This window comes from Dietzia sp. 2505, from assembly GCF_040546785.1.
Lineage (GTDB): Bacteria > Actinomycetota > Actinomycetes > Mycobacteriales > Mycobacteriaceae > Dietzia.
This window is the reverse complement of the sequence record NZ_JBEPON010000002.1, coordinates 85,694-101,824: the sequence shown is the minus strand read 5'-3', so window position 1 is coordinate 101,824 and position 16,131 is coordinate 85,694. Positions and strand designations below refer to the sequence as shown.

The following is a 16,131-nucleotide window of genomic DNA, read 5'->3' as shown; positions in this document are numbered from 1 at the left end:
TCGGGGCCATGACCGCACTGCTGGCCACCGGAGGCCGCGTCCTCACCCCCTCCTCACGTGACGCCACCGCCCTGGCCCACGAGAACGGGCTGGTCGTGTGGGCCGGCTCGGACGCACCGGGACCAGCGCTGTTCCCCGGCGCCGAACTCGTCGATCTCGACGGGGACTGGGTCGCGCCCGCGTTCGTCGAGTGCCTCTCCACCGGCCTGGACCTCGACGCGGCCGCCGGCGACGGCGTGGTCGCCGCCCCCGTCCCCGGATCGCACCCGCTCGACGCCGTCGGCGACCGGGTGCGGGCGGGCGAGCGGGTGGTCCTGGACGCGCACGAGGGCCCCGCACGGATCGCGGACGAGCTCACCCGGCTGGCCGGGGAGCTCGGCGGGCCGGCGGTGGCGCGGTGCACCCCGGTGATCGTCGGGACGACCGCACGGATCGACGACGGGACACTGGCGGCCCTCGCGGCGGTCGGCACGGTTCTCCTGCTCCGGCCCCTCGTGGACGACCTCGCGGGGTGCGACCTCGTCCGGATCGCCGGCTCCGGGGTCGCGCTGGCGGCATCGACCCGGGCCGATGACTCGGTACGGCCGTGGGACACCCTGCGGGTGCTCACCTCGGTACCCGGCGGACGGGGTCTGTCGCCGCGCGCCGCGTTCACCGCCCTGACCCGGGGCGCCCGCCGCGCCGCCGGGGCGCGCGACGGGACGGCGGGGACCCTGACCCCCGGGGCGGCGGCGACCTACGCGAGGTGGCGGACGGGAGAGCTGGCGGTGGTCGCGGCCGACGACGCCGTCCAGCGCTGGTCCACCGATCGGAGGTCCGGCGTCCCACCGATGCCCGACCTCACGGGACCTGATCCGGAACTGCGCGGGCTGGTCGTCGACGGCAGGTCCACGGTGCACCCGCGGTGATCCCCGTCCTCATACGGGTGGTGGGGGCGGCCGCGGCCGGCGCACTGCTGGCCGCGTCGTTCCCTCCTGTCGGCCTGTGGTGGGCCGCACTTCCCGCCATCGCCCTCCTCGTCGTCGTCCTGTCCCCGTCGCGCGGGCCCGCGCCCCGTGCGCGGACCGGCGCCCTCCTCGGGCTGGTCGCCGGTCTGGTGTTCTTCCTCCTGCTGGTCCCCTGGGTGGGGTTGTACGTCGGCGCGTACGCCGCGTGGGCACTGGCGCTGGTGGAGGCGCTCTACCTCGCGGCGTTCGGTGCCGGGGCCGTGGTGATCCTCGGGGCGGGGCTCGCGCCCGGGCGGCGTCCCGGTCTGCGGGCGCTGGGGGCGGTGATCGGGGTGGCCGGCTGGTGGTCGGTGTGGGAGTGGGTCCGGTCCTCGTGGCCGTGGGGTGGTTTCCCGTGGGGTCGGCTGGCGTTCGGCCAGGCCGACGGCCCGCTACTGCCGTTGGCCGCACTCGGCGGGACCCCGCTGCTCGGGTTCGCGGTCGCGGCCACGGGCGCCTCGATCGGGCTCGCCGTCCTGCTGCTGGCGCGCCGCCGCCAGCCGTTGCGCGCGGCCACCGGGCTCGTGACCGTCCCGCTGGTCACCGTGGGACTCGTCGCGGTCGCCGCGGTCGACACCACGACCGGGGCACCGGGGGAGACGGCCGACGTCGCCGTCATCCAGGGCAACGTCCCCCGACTCGGGTTGGACTTCAACGCCCAGCGGCGTGCGGTCCTCGAGAACCACCTGCGGGTGACCTCGGAGCTCGCCGACGACGTCGAGGCCGGCACGGCGACCCGGCCCGACCTGGTGCTGTGGCCGGAGAACGCCTCCGACATCTCGCCCCTGGCCGACAGACTGGCCGGCGCACAGATCACGGCCCTGTCCCGGCGCCTGGAGGCCCCGATCCTCGTGGGCACCGTCCTGCGGGTGGGTGAGGGCCCCGAGGCCACCAACTCGTACCTGGTCTGGGACGGCCGATCGTCCGCGTCCGCCGCCGGTCCGGTGGTCGACCGTCACGACAAGAAGTACATCCAGCCGTTCGGGGAGTGGTTGCCCCTCCGCGCGCCGCTGGAGGCCCTGTTCCCGATCGCCCGGACCGCGGGGCACTTCGTGCCGGGGGACGGCACCGGGCTGATCACCGCGGCCGGGATCGACCTCGGCGTGGCCATCTGCTTCGAGATCGCCTTCGACGCCGCGGCCCGTGAACCGATCGCCCGCGGCGCGCAGATCCTCACCGTGCCCACCAACAACGCGACCTTCGGTAGATCTCCGATGACCTACCAACAGCTCGCGATGTCGCGGGTCCGGGCCGTGGAGCACCACGTCCCCGTTCTCATCGCCGCCACGAGCGGGGTCAGCGCGGTGATCGGCCCCGACGGTCGGGTGATCCAGGAGACCGGGATCTTCGAGCCCGCGACGCTGGCGGCGCAGGTCGAGTTGGGGACCGCCGGTACGATGGCAACCCGACTGGGCGGCATACCGCAGATGGTGAGCTGTCTCATCGGGCTCGTCGGCCTGGGATGGGCGTTGATCCGCACCCGGCAGCGACCCGCGACCGAGCACGAGGAGACGTAAGTGACCGATCCGACGGCGCCTCCGCCGGCCGTTCCGTCCGCGCGGACGCTGGTGATCATCCCCACGTACGATGAGCGGGACAACCTGCCCGGCGTCGTCGAGCGTCTGCTCGCGTCATCTCCCGACGTGGCTGTCCTCATCGCGGACGACAACAGCCCGGACGGCACGGGGGAGGTCGCCGACCGGCTCGCCGCACAGGACGTGCGGGGGCGGATCACCGTCCTGCACCGCCCGGGAAAGCAGGGGCTCGGCGCCGCCTACATCGCCGGATTCCGATGGGGACTGGAGCGCGGCTACACCGTGCTGGTGGAGATGGACGCGGACGGCAGCCACCCGCCGGAGCGGCTACCCGCGATGCTCGCGGCGGTCGACGCCGGCGCGGACCTGGTCATCGGGTCGCGCTACGTGCCCGGCGGCAGCGTGGAGAACTGGCCGTGGCAACGCCACGTGATCTCCCGCGGCGGCAACTTCTACTCCCGGATCATGCTGGGGGTGGGCATCAAGGACATCACTGCCGGCTTCCGCGCATATCGCAGCGAGTCACTGGCGCGCCTCGATCTGGACGCGATCGAGTCGAAAGGCTACTGCTTCCAGATCGACATGACCTGGCGTCTGCTGAACACCGGGGGCACGGTCGTCGAGGTCCCCATCACCTTCACCGAGCGCACCGTCGGGCAGTCCAAGATGAGCGAGTCGATCTTCCGGGAGGCCGCCGTGAACGTGGCCCGCTGGGGTTGGGAGAAGCGGCGCAGACAGCTGAAATCGCTCGTCCGGCGCTGAACCGGCACCCCCGGGATGCGCAACGCCCCGGCCCCCTGACGGGGCCGGGGCGTTCTCGCGCGGTGGCGACGCTCAGCGGGCGCCTGCGCGCCGACGCTTCTTGAGGATGTCCATCCGCTCCTTGAGCAGGTCCTCGAGGTCGTCGAGCGAGCGACGCTCGAGGAGCATGTCCCAGTGGGTACGCGGCGGCTTGCCCTTCTTGACCTCGACCGCCGGACCGTCGATGAGCTGGCCCTCCTGGCCGTTCTTGCACATCCAGGTCCCGGGGATCTCGGCGTCATCGGCGAACGGGACCTCGTACACCTCGCCGTTCTCCGTCTGGTACTTGGCCATCCGCCGGGGCGCGAGATCGGTGTCCCGGTCGGTCTCGTAGCTCACCGCACCGAGGCGGCTGCCTCTGAGGACTCGATCTGCCATGCGAACTCCTTCTACCGTGTTCGTCCGTCTGTCCAGCTGCCTGCGACACGACGCTGCCGTGTTCCTGGTGATGTAACGCCAGGTGACCCCCCAAATGTTCCCACGGGACACGGCAGCAGGCCAGCCGGGGACCGTCTCGGTACCCTGACCTCCGTGGACACCGACGCCCCAGCTGCTCAACCCCCGCCTCGGCGGGGCGAGGCCTCGTGCGCGTGGTGCGGGCGTCCGGTGGACGAGGGCGACACGGGCCGACGACGACGGTACTGCCGCCGCTCGTGCCGTCAGCGCGCCTACGAGCAACGTCAGTCTCTGCGGGTCCGCGAACTCCCCGAGGGGACGGTGGTGCTCTCGGAAGCCGAGTCGACGGACCTCATGGACCGGATGTTCCAGCTCAGGTGCGCGTGCGAAGACCTGCGCACCGCGATCCTCGAGGGAGAGGACGCCACCGAGTTGGCCCGGATGTCCGGTGATCTGGTGGCCGCTGCCCGGCGCGCCGAACGACTGAGGTGAACCGCGGCTGAGGTATCCCTCCCCGGCGGGGTGTGCGGCACCTACGGTTGTCCGCAGACACCCCAGCGAGGAGACGCACCGTGAGTGACCACATCGCCGATTCCCACGACGTCGTCCGCGTCCGGGGGGCGCGGGAGAACAACCTGAAGTCGATCAGCGTCGACCTGCCCAAACGACGGCTCACGGTCTTCACCGGGGTGTCCGGTTCCGGCAAGAGCTCACTGGTCTTCGCCACGATCGCCGCCGAGTCCCAGCGGATGATCAATGAGACCTACAGCGCGTTCCTGCAGGGCTTCATGCCCACTCTCGCGCGCCCCGACGTGGACCTCCTCGACGGCCTCACCACCGCCATCGTGGTGGATCAGGAGCGCATGGGGTCCGACCCCCGTTCGACGGTCGGCACGGCCACCGACACCGGAGCCCTGCTGCGCATCCTGTTCAGCCGACTGGCGGAGCCGCACATCGGCGGGCCCAAGGCGTACTCCTTCAACGTAGCGTCAGCCAGCGGGGTGGGCACACTCAAGAAAGCGGACGGGAGCCGGCAGAAGGCGGAGTTCTCCATCACCGGCGGGATGTGCGTCAGGTGCGAGGGTCGTGGGTCGGTGTCCGACTTCGACGTCGATGCTCTGGTCGACCGGTCCAGGTCGCTCGCCGAGGGGGCCATCACGGTACCCGGGTACTCGATGGACGGGTGGTACGGGCGCATCTACGCGGGGTCCGGCTTCTTCGACATGGACAAGCCCGTCAGCGATTTCACCGAACAGGAGATGCACGACCTGCTCCGGAGGGAGCCGGTCAGGATCAAGGCCGACGGGATCAACGTGACCTTCGAGGGGCTCATCCCGAAGATCCAGAAGTCGATGCTGGCCAAGGACGTCGAGGCGATGCAACCGCACATCCGGGCCTTCGTGGAGCGGGCCGTGGTGTTCACCACCTGTCCGGAGTGCGACGGCACCCGCCTGAACGAGGGCGCACGGTCCTCGCGGATCGGCGAGCTGAACATCGCCGACGCCTCCGCGATGCAGATCACCGACCTGGCCGAGTGGCTCAGAGGACTCTCCGAACCCTCGGTCGCCCCCCTGCTCGCCGCGCTGCAGCACACCCTGGACTCCTTCGTGGAGATCGGATTGGGCTACCTCTCCCTGGACCGGCCGGCCGGGACGCTCTCCGGCGGTGAGTCGCAGCGCGTCAAGATGATCAGGCACCTGGGGTCGGCGCTGACCGACGTGACCTACGTGTTCGACGAGCCGTCGATCGGGTTGCACCCGCACGACATCCAGCGGATGAACGACCTGCTGTTGCGGCTGCGTGACAAGGGCAACACGGTGCTGGTGGTGGAGCACAAGCCGGAGATCATCGCCATCGCCGATCACGTGGTGGACCTGGGACCCGGTGCCGGGTCCACCGGTGGGGAGATCTGTTACGAGGGGTCGGTCACCGGCCTCCGGGGAAGCGACACTGTCACCGGTCGCCACCTCGACGATCGCGCGACCCTCAAGGAGGAGGTCCGAAAGGCGACCGGCCACCTCGAGGTGCGGGGCGCGACCGCCCACAACGTCCGGGACGTGGACGTCGACATCCCGCTGGGGGTGTTGTGCGTGGTGACCGGCGTGGCCGGCTCCGGAAAGAGCTCGCTCATCCACGGGTCGGTCTCCCCACGACCCGGTGTGGTCGCGATCGACCAGGCCGCGATCCGCGGGTCCCGGCGCAGCAACCCGGCCACCTACACCGGATTGCTCGACCCGATCCGGAAGGCCTTCGCCAAGGCCAACGGCGTCAAGCCCGCGCTGTTCAGCCCCAACTCCGAGGGCGCGTGCCCCACCTGCAAGGGGGCGGGCGTGATCTACAGCGACCTCGGGCTGATGGCGGGGGTCGCCACGACGTGCGACGACTGCGAGGGTCGGCGGTTCCAGGCCGAGGTACTGGAGTACCGGCTGGGGGAGCGGAACATCGGTGAGGTCCTGGCGATGTCGGTGGCCACGGCCGAGGAGTTCTTCCGCGAGGGACCGGCCCGGATCCCGGCCGCGCACAAGATCCTGTCCCGGCTCCGCGACGTGGGACTGGGCTACGTCCGACTGGGACAACCGCTGACCACGCTGTCGGGTGGGGAGCGGCAACGTCTCAAGCTGGCCGCACAGATGGCGGACAAAGCGGAGGTCTACGTGCTCGACGAGCCGACCACCGGCCTGCATCTCGCCGACGTCCGCAACCTGCTCGGCATGCTCGACCGGCTGGTCGACGCGGGCAGGTCCGTCGTCGTCATCGAACACCACCAGGCCGTCATGGCCCACGCGGACTGGATCATCGACCTCGGTCCCGGTGCCGGCCACGGTGGTGGCCGCGTCGTGTTCGAGGGCACGCCCGCCGAGCTCGTGGCAACCCGATCCACGCTCACCGGTGAGCACCTCGCTCAGTACGTGGCCGAGGGTGTCGCGCCCGCGATCGGGTGAGGGGTACCGGCGATCACCCCGCCTTACCGAACCGCTTGTGCAGCGCCTGCTTGCTCACGCCGAGGACGACTCCGATCTCCGCCCAGCTCATTCCGTTCAGCCGAGCGTGTCGGACCGCCGCGGACTCCTCACGAGCGAGCGCTGCCTTCGCCTCCGCGATCGCGGCCAGGCGGGCGACCGGGTTCGGAGTGTCGTCGTGGTCGTCGTCGTCAAATGTCGTGTCCATTTCCCTCACCTCGCCTGTCAACCTACGTTGACGCCAGCCTGCCGTCAACTCCTATTGACGATCCACTACGGCGGACTAGGGTCGTGGCCATGCCCGCCAACCGGTATCCCCATATCGCCTTCGGTCCCGCCGCCCGATCGAGGCAGGAGTCGGTGGGCGCCTCCAGGCCGCGGGAGACCGGCGAGTTCGCCCTCGAGGGCACGGACTCCGCGCTGATCCGGCGCGCCGACCACTTCTTCCTCTCGAGCGTCACCGAGTCCGGGTGGCCCTACGTCCAGCACCGCGGCGGGCCCGCGGGATTCGTCCACGTCCTGACGCCCACCTCACTCGCGTGGGTCGAGTTCCGGGGGAACCGTCAGTACGTCTCGGTGAGCAACGTGGATCACGACGGCCGCCTCTGCCTGCTCTTCGTCGAGTACCCCACCCGGACCCGACTCAAGGTGTTCGGTCACGCCCGGATCATCGAACCGGACCGGGACCCGGACCTGATCGGACGCCTGCGGTCGATGGGGGAGAGGACCTACACCGGGCTCGTGGAGCGGGCGATCGTCGTGGATCTCGTGGCCGCCGACGCCAACTGCAGCAAGCACATCACGCCCAGGTGGGATCGTGCGTACATCGACGACCTCACCGAGGTCTACCGCCGACAGATCGACGAACTGCGGGAAGGGTGAGACGTGGGATCCTTCGACATCAAGCAGGAGCGCAGGGACCTCTACACCGGGAGAGTCGGGAGGTTCGACGTGGTCGACGTGCCACCCATGCGTTTCCTCATGGCCGACGGCAGCGGGGACCCCAACACCTCCGAGGACTACGGCAGGGTGATCGAGGCGCTGTACACGACCTCCTACGCGGTGCGGGCGGTGGCCAAGGTCGGGCTCGGACGCGTCCACACGGTCGGCCCGCTCGAGGGCCTCTGGTACGCAGAGGACCCCGGGGTGTTCACCGCGCGGGACAAAGATGCCTGGAGCTGGACCATGATGATCTGGCAGCCGGAGTGGGTCACCGCGGACATGGTGGTCTCCGCCGTGGAGAAGGTGAGAGCGGCGAAGCCGGCGGTCGCGGTGGACCGGGTCAGCCTCGAAGAGTTCGCCGAGGGCCCGGCCGTCCAGACCCTGCACGTCGGACCGTACGACGCGGAGGGGCCGGTCATCGCCCGGATGCACGAGGAGGTCATTCCCGGTCACGGCCTGACCGCCTCGGGGCACCACCACGAGATCTATCTCTCCGATGCCCGGAGAACCGAACCGGCTCGACTGCGGACGATGCTGCGGCAACCCGTGGCGAGGGTCGCGGAGCAATGATGGGGTGCGGGTAGAAAGAACTCATGACCACCTCCGACGGGTTCCCCGACGCCTCTTCCGATGACGCGAGCAGATTCGTCCGGGCCTCAGGGCTCGTCGTCGACGAGGTGACCGCGACGAGACTCAGGGGCCATGCGGTTCTGGGCGACGACCACCTCACCGCGTGGGGGACCGTCCACGGAGGTGTCTACGCCAGCATCGTCGAGTCCGCGGGCGGCGCGGGCGCCGGTGCCGCCGTGGCCGACAGGGGCCAGATCGCGGTGGGTGTCCACAACGGCACCGACTTCCTGCGGGCGTCGACCGGCGGGCGGGTGGAGGTGATCGCGGAAGCGTTGTTCCAGGGGCGCAGTCAGCAATTGTGGGACGTGGTGATCAGCCAGTCCGTGAGCGGCAAGGTGCTCGCGAGGGGCCAACTCAGGCTGCAGAACGTTCCGCGGCCGGATCCGGCTCCGCACAGCTGACCCCACCCGGGCCACGGCGGAGCCCCGGACTCAGGACGCGTCGGCACGCTCCAGTGCCGCCACGACACTCCGCGCCAGTCGACGCAGCTCGAGGAGGTCCTCCGCCGGCAGGTCCAGTTTCTCCAGCAGGGAGCACTGGATGCGGCCGGCCTCGTCGCGGAGGGCGTGCCCGGCGTCGGTCAGTACCACGGCCACACTCCGGGCGTCCCCGCCCGCCCGGTGACGCGACACCAGCCCGGAGGCCTCCATCCGCGAGATCAGCGGGGAGAGGGTGCCGGAGTCCAGGAGCATCCGGTCGCCCAGCTGTCGGATCGTCAGACCGTCCTCCTCCCACAGCGCGAGCATCACAAGATACTGGGGATAGGTGAGTCCGGCTGAGGCCAGGGCCTCCCGATAGGCCGCTGTCGATGCCCTGGACGCGGAGTAGAGGGCAAAGCAGACCTGCTGGTCGAGGCGGAGATCGGCGTTCATCTCCCCAGTGTCCCGCAGAATTTGATTGCGCACAATTGAGTTGTGCGCAATACTTCTGCCATGGAACTCACGCCAGGTAGGCAACCGGCCGCACGCACCGGCATCCGGATGACACGACGCCAGGTCCGGGCCGGCGAGGTGAGCCGCCACCTGGGACGCTGGACGCTCGGCGCCGCACTGCTGGGCGCCGGCGTGGGACACCTGACCACCATGCGGCAGGAGTTCCAGGCCCAGGTACCCACCTGGGTCCCCCTGGACCCGGACTTCGTGGTGCTGGCCTCCGGAGTCGTCGAGATCGGACTGGGCGCCGCCCTCATCCTGGCGCCGACGAGGTTCCGGCCCGCCGTGGGGTGGGTCACCGCCGGCTTCTTCGTCGCGATCTTCCCCGGCAACATCTCGCAGTACGTCACCGGCACGGCCGCCTTCGGACTGGACACCGACCGCGCCCGCCTCATCCGACTGTTCTTCCAGCCCCTCCTGGTGGCATGGGCACTGTGGTCCACCGGGGCGTGGCGAGCGTGGCGCGGCCGGCGCGGCTGACCACCGGCACCGGTGCGCTCACGGCGGGCCGGGGGAGAAGAACCGCCAGATCTCGCCGGGCGCGTCGTACCGTGCCCCACCGTCGCGGCCCCACCTGCCGGACAGGGTGGGAAAGGAGTGCCCCACCCGGTCCACCATCACCAGCCGCACAGGATCCGGGCCCTCCCAGGTGAACGTCTCGGCGTCGCCCTCACGACTGACCGACGGGGACGACCCGTCAACTGCGACCCCGTTGTGGCGGGCGAACCACTCCGCGCCCTCCACGGCGGACAGCACCTCGCCCCTCGACTGCGCGGCGAGGCCCGATCCCACGCGGACCTCACCACCGTCGATCGGGTTGATCGGGTCCTGGCGCCCCTGGACAAACATGATCGGAACCGGCTCACCCCCGACCCCGCAGCCCAGGTTCTCCGGGGTCGGGGGATTGGCGGCCACCGCCGCGACCCCGTCGACGAGGTCCGGCGCCTCGAGGGCGAGTCGCATGGCCATGTGCCCGCCGGAGGAGAAGCCCACCGCGTAGACCGGACCGGTCGTCCCGAGCGACCCGGCGGCCTCCCGGAAGAGCCCCACGTCGTCGAGGTCGTCCTCTTTGGCGGGCCAGTCGCCCTCTCTCCGGCACTCGTTCCAGTTGTTCTCGTGGCCGTCGACGTAGACGATCGCGAAGCCCTCGTCGTCGGCCAGGCGCTCCAGGTCGGGGCCTATCCCGTTGCGGATGCCCGAGCCGGTGTCCCCGGTCCCGTGGATGACGAGCAGCACGGGCGCCGAGGGGTCCTCCGCCGCCGGGGGGCGGTAGACGGTCCAGTTCCGGGTGAGGTCGTCCAACACTGTCGAGTGGCTGGTCAGATTCCGCGACTCATCCGTCGGGATCGACGCGGACGGGGAGCGATCACCGGACTGTCCTGCACACGCGCCCATCGCGAGCGTGAGCACGAGGCACGCCACGGCCCGGAGGGGTCGGGGGAACGACGACTCTGCCATTCCCCGAGTCTGGCGCATCTCGCGCACACCCGCCCCGGCGGACGGCCCCTGGGTACACTCACGACCCATGCGCATCGATGAGTACCGTCGCCACGACGCCCTCGGCCTGGCCGAGTCGGTCAGGTCGGGAGAGGTGACAGCGGGCGAGCTGCTCGAGGTCGCGTTGCAGCAGGCGGACGCCGTCAATCCGCACCTCAACGCGATCGTCCGCCGGATGGACGACCGGGCCCGCGAACGTACGGCAGGGCCACTCGACGGCCCCTTCGCCGGCGTCCCCTTCCTCATCAAGGATCTCGGTCAGGACTATCGGGGAGTGCCGACCAGCGGCGGCTCGCGGCCCCTGTCCCACGTCCCGGCGGCCGAACATTCGACAGTGGTACAGCGCTGGCTCGACGCGGGCCTCGTCATCTTCGGCAAGACCAACACCCCGGAGTTCGGCGCGAAGGGCATCACCGAACCGGACCTCTTCGGTCCCGCCCGCAACCCGTGGGATGCGAGCAGGACGCCCGGCGGTTCCTCGGGAGGGTCCGCCGCGGCGGTCGCGGCCGGTGTCGTTCCCGTGGCCGGGGCCAGCGACGGCGGCGGCTCGATCCGCATCCCGGCCGCCTGCTGCGGACTCGTCGGACTCAAGCCGGGCCGCGGCCTTGTACCCATGGGGCCGTCGCTTGGAGAGGCGATGCACGGTGCGGCGACGAACGGCGTGATCTCGCGCTCCGTCCGCGATTCCGCGGCGATGCTCGACGTGTTGGCGGGCGGGGAACCGAGCGGACCCTACGTTCCCGGGATCCCCACCGAGAGCTTCCTCTCTCAGGTCGGACAGGATCCGGGACGTCTGCGGATCGGCCTGTGCACCGCATCCTCTATCAACTCCGAGCCCCATCCGGAAGCCGTGGCGTCGGTGGAAGCGGCCGCACGGACGCTGTCCGACCTCGGTCATGACGTGGAGGTGCTCACCGAGCAACCGGTCGACGACCTGGCGTTGGCCCGCGACTTCCTCGCCACCTGGTTCGTGGTCCTGGCGTGGCAGGTCGACGATGCCAAGCGGCGCACGGGGTGCCGGGACGGTGACTTCGAGCTCGACACGCAGATCATGGCGGCCCTCGGACGAGCGCACAGCAGTGTCGAGTACGTCGACACGGTGATGCGTCGACACGAGCACGTGCGGAGGTTGTCGGCATTCTTCGACGACTACGACCTCCTGGTCACGCCCACGCTGGCCGACCTGCCCCCGCATATCGGCGCGCTGGACACCCCACGACTCGCACACCGCGCAGCGACAGGTCTTCTCAAGACCCGGACGGCCGGCCTGCTGCGACGCTCGGGGCTCGTCGAATCGATGATTGACAACAACCTCAACTGGATCCCGTACACCCAGTTGGCCAATCTCACCGGCCGACCGGCGCTGTCGCTGCCCCTGCACCGGACCCCGGAGGGCGTGCCCATGGGGGTTCAGTTCATCTCTCAGCTCGGGGGTGAATCCATGCTCTTACGCCTTGCCGGTCAGCTCGAGCAGGCGGTGCCGTGGGATCACCGGCGGCCGCCCGTACCGGCCGGCGCGGGGCGACCTCACTAGCTCGGGAGACCACACCCGGAAAGCCGGGGATTGCCCCTAGAATCGTCACAGTGACGTTTCAAAGCCAACCGACCACGCCCCGGAATCGCCCGAGAGGCCGGTGGTTCATCCGTCGGACCGCTTCCTCCAGTCAGCCTCCACGCCAGGGGTTCCCGAGTGGAGCCTCGGGGCCAGGCCGCCCACACGGCGTCACCTCAGGAGGGCGTCACCTCACGGCGGAGTCGGCCAACGCGAACCCCAGCGGTGACCGCGTCGACGGGGTGGCGATCTCAGCGGACGGATGGGGCGACCCGGGACAGCCCGACGGACGCGCACGGCGCCAGGCACGACATCACGGCGACACGATCAACGGCATCACTGCAGTACCCACCGCTATCGCCAGATCCGCCAAGTGCCGATAATCTACATTATGTAAAGTAAATCCGCGGACGGTGCCTACGAACCCCCTCACGGACCCTGAGGCCCCCTGTCGTGGGCGGATCCGATGGCAAGTCGACTTTCCACGCCACCCTGCCCTGTCCGATCACCCGGGTCACGCGGCATTGACCCGGGGCGGCCTCACCGCACGCACGCGGGATCGCCCGACACATAGAGGTCGAGGCGACCGCCTCCCGCACTCGCCGTGCGCAGCGAATTCACACCTCAACCGGCACTGAGATCTCCGGCGCCCCGCCTGTGGGAAATGTTAGGCTCGTACACATTTTTGACCGTACTCCGACACTCCGGATGTGAGGTAGCCGTGACCTGGTCGGCGTGGATGGCCCTCGCGGCGGGCACAGTTCCTTCCGCTGCCACTGTCGTGGCGGTGGTCCGGTACCGCAGATCACTGGATCCCGTGGTGCGCACCGGATACGTTCTCCTCGTCGTCATGGTGGGGTTCCTCGCTCTCCTGGCTGCGGTTCACCTCCCGCAACCGGCCGATCGGTTCGCGTGGCTCGGCGGAGTTCTCGTGCTGGGACCGATTCTGTGCATCCTCGTCTCGGTCGCCCTCCGCCACACCGGTGACGGTCGCGACGGCGAGGAGCAACCGAGAATCGACGATGTGGACGTGCTCCCCTTTCATCCCGAGCCCGTTCCGGGCGGCCCGGCGTGTGCCGATGAGCCCCGACGTCGCGACGACGACGGGTAGGCCCCCCGGATCAGCGCGCCCGGTCGACGGAGATCTGTTCGATCCGCGGCAGCGCGAGTGCCAGCACCGGAAGATACCCCGCCGCCCAGACCGGGGCCCCGAAGCTGACGACACAGCCGCCCGGCACTCCGATCACCTCGTGCCGCGTCGCGTTCACACCGGCCACCTTCCACGCCCACGACTTTCCCTCGACGCACTCGGTGATCTCGAAGGGCAGGGACAGCCCCATCACGGTCGTGAGTGTCCCCCTGGCACCGGCGGTCACCCCGCCTCCCCCGTCGACCCGTGCGCCCGAGACGCTGGGCCCCCATCGCGGCCAGGTCCGCACGTCGGCGATGACCGACCACACTGTGCCCGGCTCCACGTTCATGCGCAGTTCTGCCGTCACCATTCCGCGACGACACGAGGGTCGCACTCGCACCACCGAGGTCAGGGTCGCCAGCGGCGCGATATACCCCATCGCCCGGTCAGCTGGTTCGGTCCAGAATGAGCCGAACCGCTTCCCGGGGCGCGTCCCATTGCGGGAAGTGCCCGCACCGATCGAACCAGTGCAGTGTGGCGTCGGGGAACGCGCGAGCGGCTCGGTGAGCCTGGGCCGGAAGTGTCACCAGATCGCGGCGCCCCCAGCCGATGGTGACCCGTCCCGGGACAGTCCCCGCGGGCGCGCCCTGCTGCTTCGGGCCCTTCGTGAGCGCGTTCATCGCCGCGCCTGTCGCAGGTGCGTCGGCCAGCCCCGCCACGTCGGGCAGCACGGTCTGCGGGGGCAGGGCCCAGGGGCGCACAGAGAGCTGCGCCAGCAGCGCGGTCCGACTCACCGGGTTGCCCAGAAGGACCGGCAGCGCTCCCCGTAGGGCGCTGACCAGCGCGATCGATGGTCGCAGGGTGGCGCTGAAGATCGCCAGCTCGCGATCACTCCAGAAACCACCGGGGTCCAACGCCACGGTGTCGCCACCGACGCCGCGCCGGGCCAGCTCGAGCACGATCCGCCCACCCATCGACTGTCCGGCCGTGGAGACCCCGTGCAGACCCGACTCGTCGATGAACCGGGCGACCGCGTCGGCCAACGTCGCTATGGAGACCTCACCGTCGAGGGGTGGGGACTCGCCGAACCCGGGCAGGTCGACCGCGATGACCTCCCGGCTCGCGGCAAGGTCGTCGAGGATGGGCTCCCACGATCGCCACCCCGCGCCGAGTCCGTGCACGAGCAGTAGCGGACTGCCCTGTCCGCGTCGAACATGATGCAACGTCATCAGATAAGCCTACGGAGTGCGCGGCGGACGGGGCGCGCGCGAAGTGTCACCTCAGGGGCGCGACGGCCGGGCCTGTGGTAGCAGACCTGCGACGACGGATGGGACGATGAGGACATGCGCCCCTCGAAAGCCGCCGATCGTGATCGTGACGAGGACGGCCGCGCGCGCAACGCGCGTCCCCGCGACGAACTGGGCCGACCGCTGCCGCCGGGCAGCGTAGGCGTCGAGCGCATTCCCGACGACCTGGACCTGCCCCCCGCTGAATCGCTGGCGTGGGCGCAGGATCTGCTGGACCGAGGCCTCGCCTTCCACGCGCACGAGGTGCTGGAGGGAGCGTGGAAGAGCTCCCCTGCAGCTGAGCGCGAACTCTGGCAGGGTCTCGCCCAGCTGGCGGTCGGCATCACCCACATCCAGCGTGGCAACACCACGGGGGCCCTGGCGCTACTCGAGCGTGCGGCCGACCGTATCGGCAGCCGGGGCGGCCCGGCACCCCACGGGATCGATGCGACCGGATTGGTCACCCACGCGAACGACCTCATCTCAGAGCTCCGCCGAGGCACTGACCTCGCTCCCCGACGACTGAAGCCGCGTCTGAGGCACCGGCCAGGTCAGCGGTAGCGCGTCGTCACCGTTCGCGACCGCCCGTCAACTGCGCGCGGCCCGCTGGTGATCCCCGGTGTACGCGGCAAAGACCTGTCGGACGCCGGCTTCCCCCTCCGGGTCGATGAACTGTTTGAGGGACATCGCGAGGCGGTCCAGCGACGCCGTCAACATACGCGCCCCGACACGCGTCTCCACGTCTCCGATCTCCGCGACGGCATCGCACAGCTCCAGCGCGTAATGCACCTGGCGGGACGACGCCTGGTAGGGAGTGCCCTCCTGGAAATAGTAGGTCTCCGAATGCTGTGTCAGATCCACGGTCACGACGCTGATCTCCGCGGCGAGGCCCTCCGACACCCGCGCGATCGTGCCCGGGGACAGCTCTCGAACCGCCCCGGCGAAGTCGGCTTCCGCCAATCCGTGGAGCCGCAGGGCCAGCGCGCTGCGACGCGAGAGCGGCGGATAGACTTGCATGAACCAGGTGAGGGACGCGGTCAGCAGCGCGAACCCCGTCATCGCCTCCACCGGGGCGAGAACGCGGATGAGAGGTTGCGTGGCCACCACGTCCCCGAACCCCAGGGTGGCCAGTGTCACGAGGGACACGTAGAACGCCTCGGCGGCGACCGTGTATCGACCGGGGTCGATGCCGGAGGAGTAGTCGAATCCCTCCGGGACGTTCGGGAGGTAGACCAGGGCCCACCCCACTGCCTGCAGCAGCACCCAGATCAGAACGGTGACCACCATCCCCGCGGGGCCCACGGCCGAGCCCAGACGATGCCCGAACCGGCGCGACACCGCCCACAGTGCGGAGAACACCACCTTGCTGAGCGTCGCCTCGCTGCGTGGGTGCATCAGCGCGCGGAACACGTCCGTCAGCCCGAGAGCGATGATCCCGACGCCGACGAGGGTCACGGCGATATCCATCTGTCCTCCCCCGTC

19 protein-coding genes are annotated in these 16,131 nt (G+C 70.2%); 12 read left to right on the top strand and 7 right to left on the bottom strand.

Features of this window, described 5'->3' with window-relative positions:
* The first annotated feature begins 8 nt into the window (after nucleotides 1–8).
* The 3 genes from ABIE38_RS04170 to ABIE38_RS04160 are packed head-to-tail and all read left to right on the top strand — an operon-like array spanning nucleotide 9 to nucleotide 3,283.
* Nucleotides 9–908, top strand: coding sequence for an amidohydrolase (locus tag ABIE38_RS04170; protein WP_354054164.1), 900 nt, complete (start codon nucleotides 9–11; stop codon nucleotides 906–908).
* Entirely contained in the window at nucleotides 905–2,503 is a 1,599-nt protein-coding gene (gene lnt, locus ABIE38_RS04165) for an apolipoprotein N-acyltransferase (RefSeq protein ID WP_354054163.1), read from the top strand. The genes ABIE38_RS04170 and lnt overlap by 4 nt, the downstream gene beginning before the upstream one ends.
* A complete protein-coding gene (locus ABIE38_RS04160) occupies nucleotides 2,504–3,283 on the top strand; it encodes a polyprenol monophosphomannose synthase (RefSeq protein WP_354054162.1) in 780 nt (259 codons plus the stop codon).
* A 72-nt stretch (nucleotides 3,284–3,355) separates the two neighbouring features.
* Here ABIE38_RS04160 and ABIE38_RS04155 read toward each other — a convergent pair whose 3' ends face one another.
* Nucleotides 3,356–3,700 carry an RNA polymerase-binding protein RbpA gene (locus ABIE38_RS04155; RefSeq protein ID WP_179525251.1) on the bottom strand — a complete coding sequence of 115 codons (345 nt, stop codon included), beginning with the start codon at nucleotides 3,698–3,700 and terminating at the stop codon, nucleotides 3,356–3,358.
* Nucleotides 3,701–3,853: 153 nt separating this feature from the next.
* Between ABIE38_RS04155 and ABIE38_RS04150 the strand changes: the two genes are divergently transcribed.
* Both ABIE38_RS04150 and ABIE38_RS04145 read left to right on the top strand, forming a co-directional pair.
* Complete coding sequence (locus ABIE38_RS04150) at nucleotides 3,854–4,210, top strand: hypothetical protein (protein WP_354054161.1); 357 nt, start codon at nucleotides 3,854–3,856, stop codon at nucleotides 4,208–4,210.
* Nucleotides 4,211–4,290: 80 nt separating this feature from the next.
* Complete coding sequence (locus tag ABIE38_RS04145; RefSeq protein WP_354054160.1) at nucleotides 4,291–6,660, top strand: ATP-binding cassette domain-containing protein; 2,370 nt, start codon at nucleotides 4,291–4,293, stop codon at nucleotides 6,658–6,660.
* Between the two features lie 13 nt (nucleotides 6,661–6,673).
* Here ABIE38_RS04145 and ABIE38_RS04140 read toward each other — a convergent pair whose 3' ends face one another.
* Entirely contained in the window at nucleotides 6,674–6,886 is a 213-nt protein-coding gene (locus tag ABIE38_RS04140) for a sigma factor-like helix-turn-helix DNA-binding protein (RefSeq protein ID WP_354054159.1), read from the bottom strand.
* A gap of 89 nt (nucleotides 6,887–6,975) precedes the next feature.
* Here ABIE38_RS04140 and ABIE38_RS04135 point away from each other — a divergent pair, with 89 nt between their 5' ends.
* Genes ABIE38_RS04135 through ABIE38_RS04125 form a run of 3 tightly spaced genes read left to right on the top strand, consistent with a single transcriptional unit; the run spans nucleotide 6,976 to nucleotide 8,651 of the window.
* Complete coding sequence (locus ABIE38_RS04135; RefSeq protein ID WP_354054158.1) at nucleotides 6,976–7,560, top strand: pyridoxamine 5'-phosphate oxidase family protein; 585 nt, start codon at nucleotides 6,976–6,978, stop codon at nucleotides 7,558–7,560.
* Nucleotides 7,561–7,563: 3 nt separating this feature from the next.
* Entirely contained in the window at nucleotides 7,564–8,190 is a 627-nt protein-coding gene (locus ABIE38_RS04130; RefSeq protein WP_354054157.1) for a GyrI-like domain-containing protein, read from the top strand.
* 23 nt (nucleotides 8,191–8,213) lie between these two features.
* On the top strand, nucleotides 8,214–8,651 hold the full coding sequence (locus tag ABIE38_RS04125; protein WP_354054156.1) for a PaaI family thioesterase: 438 nt from the start codon (nucleotides 8,214–8,216) through the stop codon (nucleotides 8,649–8,651).
* Nucleotides 8,652–8,681: 30 nt separating this feature from the next.
* Here ABIE38_RS04125 and ABIE38_RS04120 read toward each other — a convergent pair whose 3' ends face one another.
* Complete coding sequence (locus tag ABIE38_RS04120) at nucleotides 8,682–9,122, bottom strand: MarR family winged helix-turn-helix transcriptional regulator (protein ID WP_354054155.1); 441 nt, start codon at nucleotides 9,120–9,122, stop codon at nucleotides 8,682–8,684.
* A gap of 108 nt (nucleotides 9,123–9,230) precedes the next feature.
* Between ABIE38_RS04120 and ABIE38_RS04115 the strand changes: the two genes are divergently transcribed.
* Nucleotides 9,231–9,662: a DoxX family protein gene (locus ABIE38_RS04115; RefSeq protein ID WP_354054756.1), complete on the top strand. Its 432-nt coding sequence runs from the start codon at nucleotides 9,231–9,233 to the stop codon at nucleotides 9,660–9,662.
* 18 nt (nucleotides 9,663–9,680) lie between these two features.
* Here ABIE38_RS04115 and ABIE38_RS04110 read toward each other — a convergent pair whose 3' ends face one another.
* Nucleotides 9,681–10,640 carry a CE1 family esterase gene (locus tag ABIE38_RS04110; protein WP_354054154.1) on the bottom strand — a complete coding sequence of 320 codons (960 nt, stop codon included), beginning with the start codon at nucleotides 10,638–10,640 and terminating at the stop codon, nucleotides 9,681–9,683.
* Between the two features lie 67 nt (nucleotides 10,641–10,707).
* Between ABIE38_RS04110 and ABIE38_RS04105 the strand changes: the two genes are divergently transcribed.
* Both ABIE38_RS04105 and ABIE38_RS04100 read left to right on the top strand, forming a co-directional pair.
* Entirely contained in the window at nucleotides 10,708–12,213 is a 1,506-nt protein-coding gene (locus ABIE38_RS04105; RefSeq protein ID WP_354054153.1) for an amidase, read from the top strand.
* 739 nt (nucleotides 12,214–12,952) lie between these two features.
* Complete coding sequence (locus ABIE38_RS04100) at nucleotides 12,953–13,342, top strand: DMT family transporter (protein WP_354054152.1); 390 nt, start codon at nucleotides 12,953–12,955, stop codon at nucleotides 13,340–13,342.
* Between the two features lie 10 nt (nucleotides 13,343–13,352).
* Here the strand turns inward: ABIE38_RS04100 and ABIE38_RS04095 are convergent, their stop codons facing one another.
* Together ABIE38_RS04095 and ABIE38_RS04090 are read right to left on the bottom strand one after the other, a co-directional pair.
* The gene (locus ABIE38_RS04095; protein WP_354054151.1) at nucleotides 13,353–13,733 is read right to left on the bottom strand and encodes an SRPBCC family protein; all 381 of its coding nucleotides are present in this window, start codon (nucleotides 13,731–13,733) and stop codon (nucleotides 13,353–13,355) included.
* A gap of 76 nt (nucleotides 13,734–13,809) precedes the next feature.
* On the bottom strand, nucleotides 13,810–14,592 hold the full coding sequence (locus tag ABIE38_RS04090; protein ID WP_354054150.1) for an alpha/beta fold hydrolase: 783 nt from the start codon (nucleotides 14,590–14,592) through the stop codon (nucleotides 13,810–13,812).
* A 114-nt stretch (nucleotides 14,593–14,706) separates the two neighbouring features.
* On the opposite strand from ABIE38_RS04090, the gene ABIE38_RS04085 reads away from it, so the two are divergent.
* Nucleotides 14,707–15,210 (top strand): DUF309 domain-containing protein, encoded by a 504-nt coding sequence (locus tag ABIE38_RS04085; protein ID WP_354054149.1) that lies wholly within the window; start codon nucleotides 14,707–14,709, stop codon nucleotides 15,208–15,210.
* Nucleotides 15,211–15,237: 27 nt separating this feature from the next.
* Here ABIE38_RS04085 and ABIE38_RS04080 read toward each other — a convergent pair whose 3' ends face one another.
* Nucleotides 15,238–16,116, bottom strand: coding sequence for a potassium channel family protein (locus ABIE38_RS04080; RefSeq protein ID WP_354054148.1), 879 nt, complete (start codon nucleotides 16,114–16,116; stop codon nucleotides 15,238–15,240).
* Between the last annotated feature and the right edge of the window lie 15 nt (nucleotides 16,117–16,131).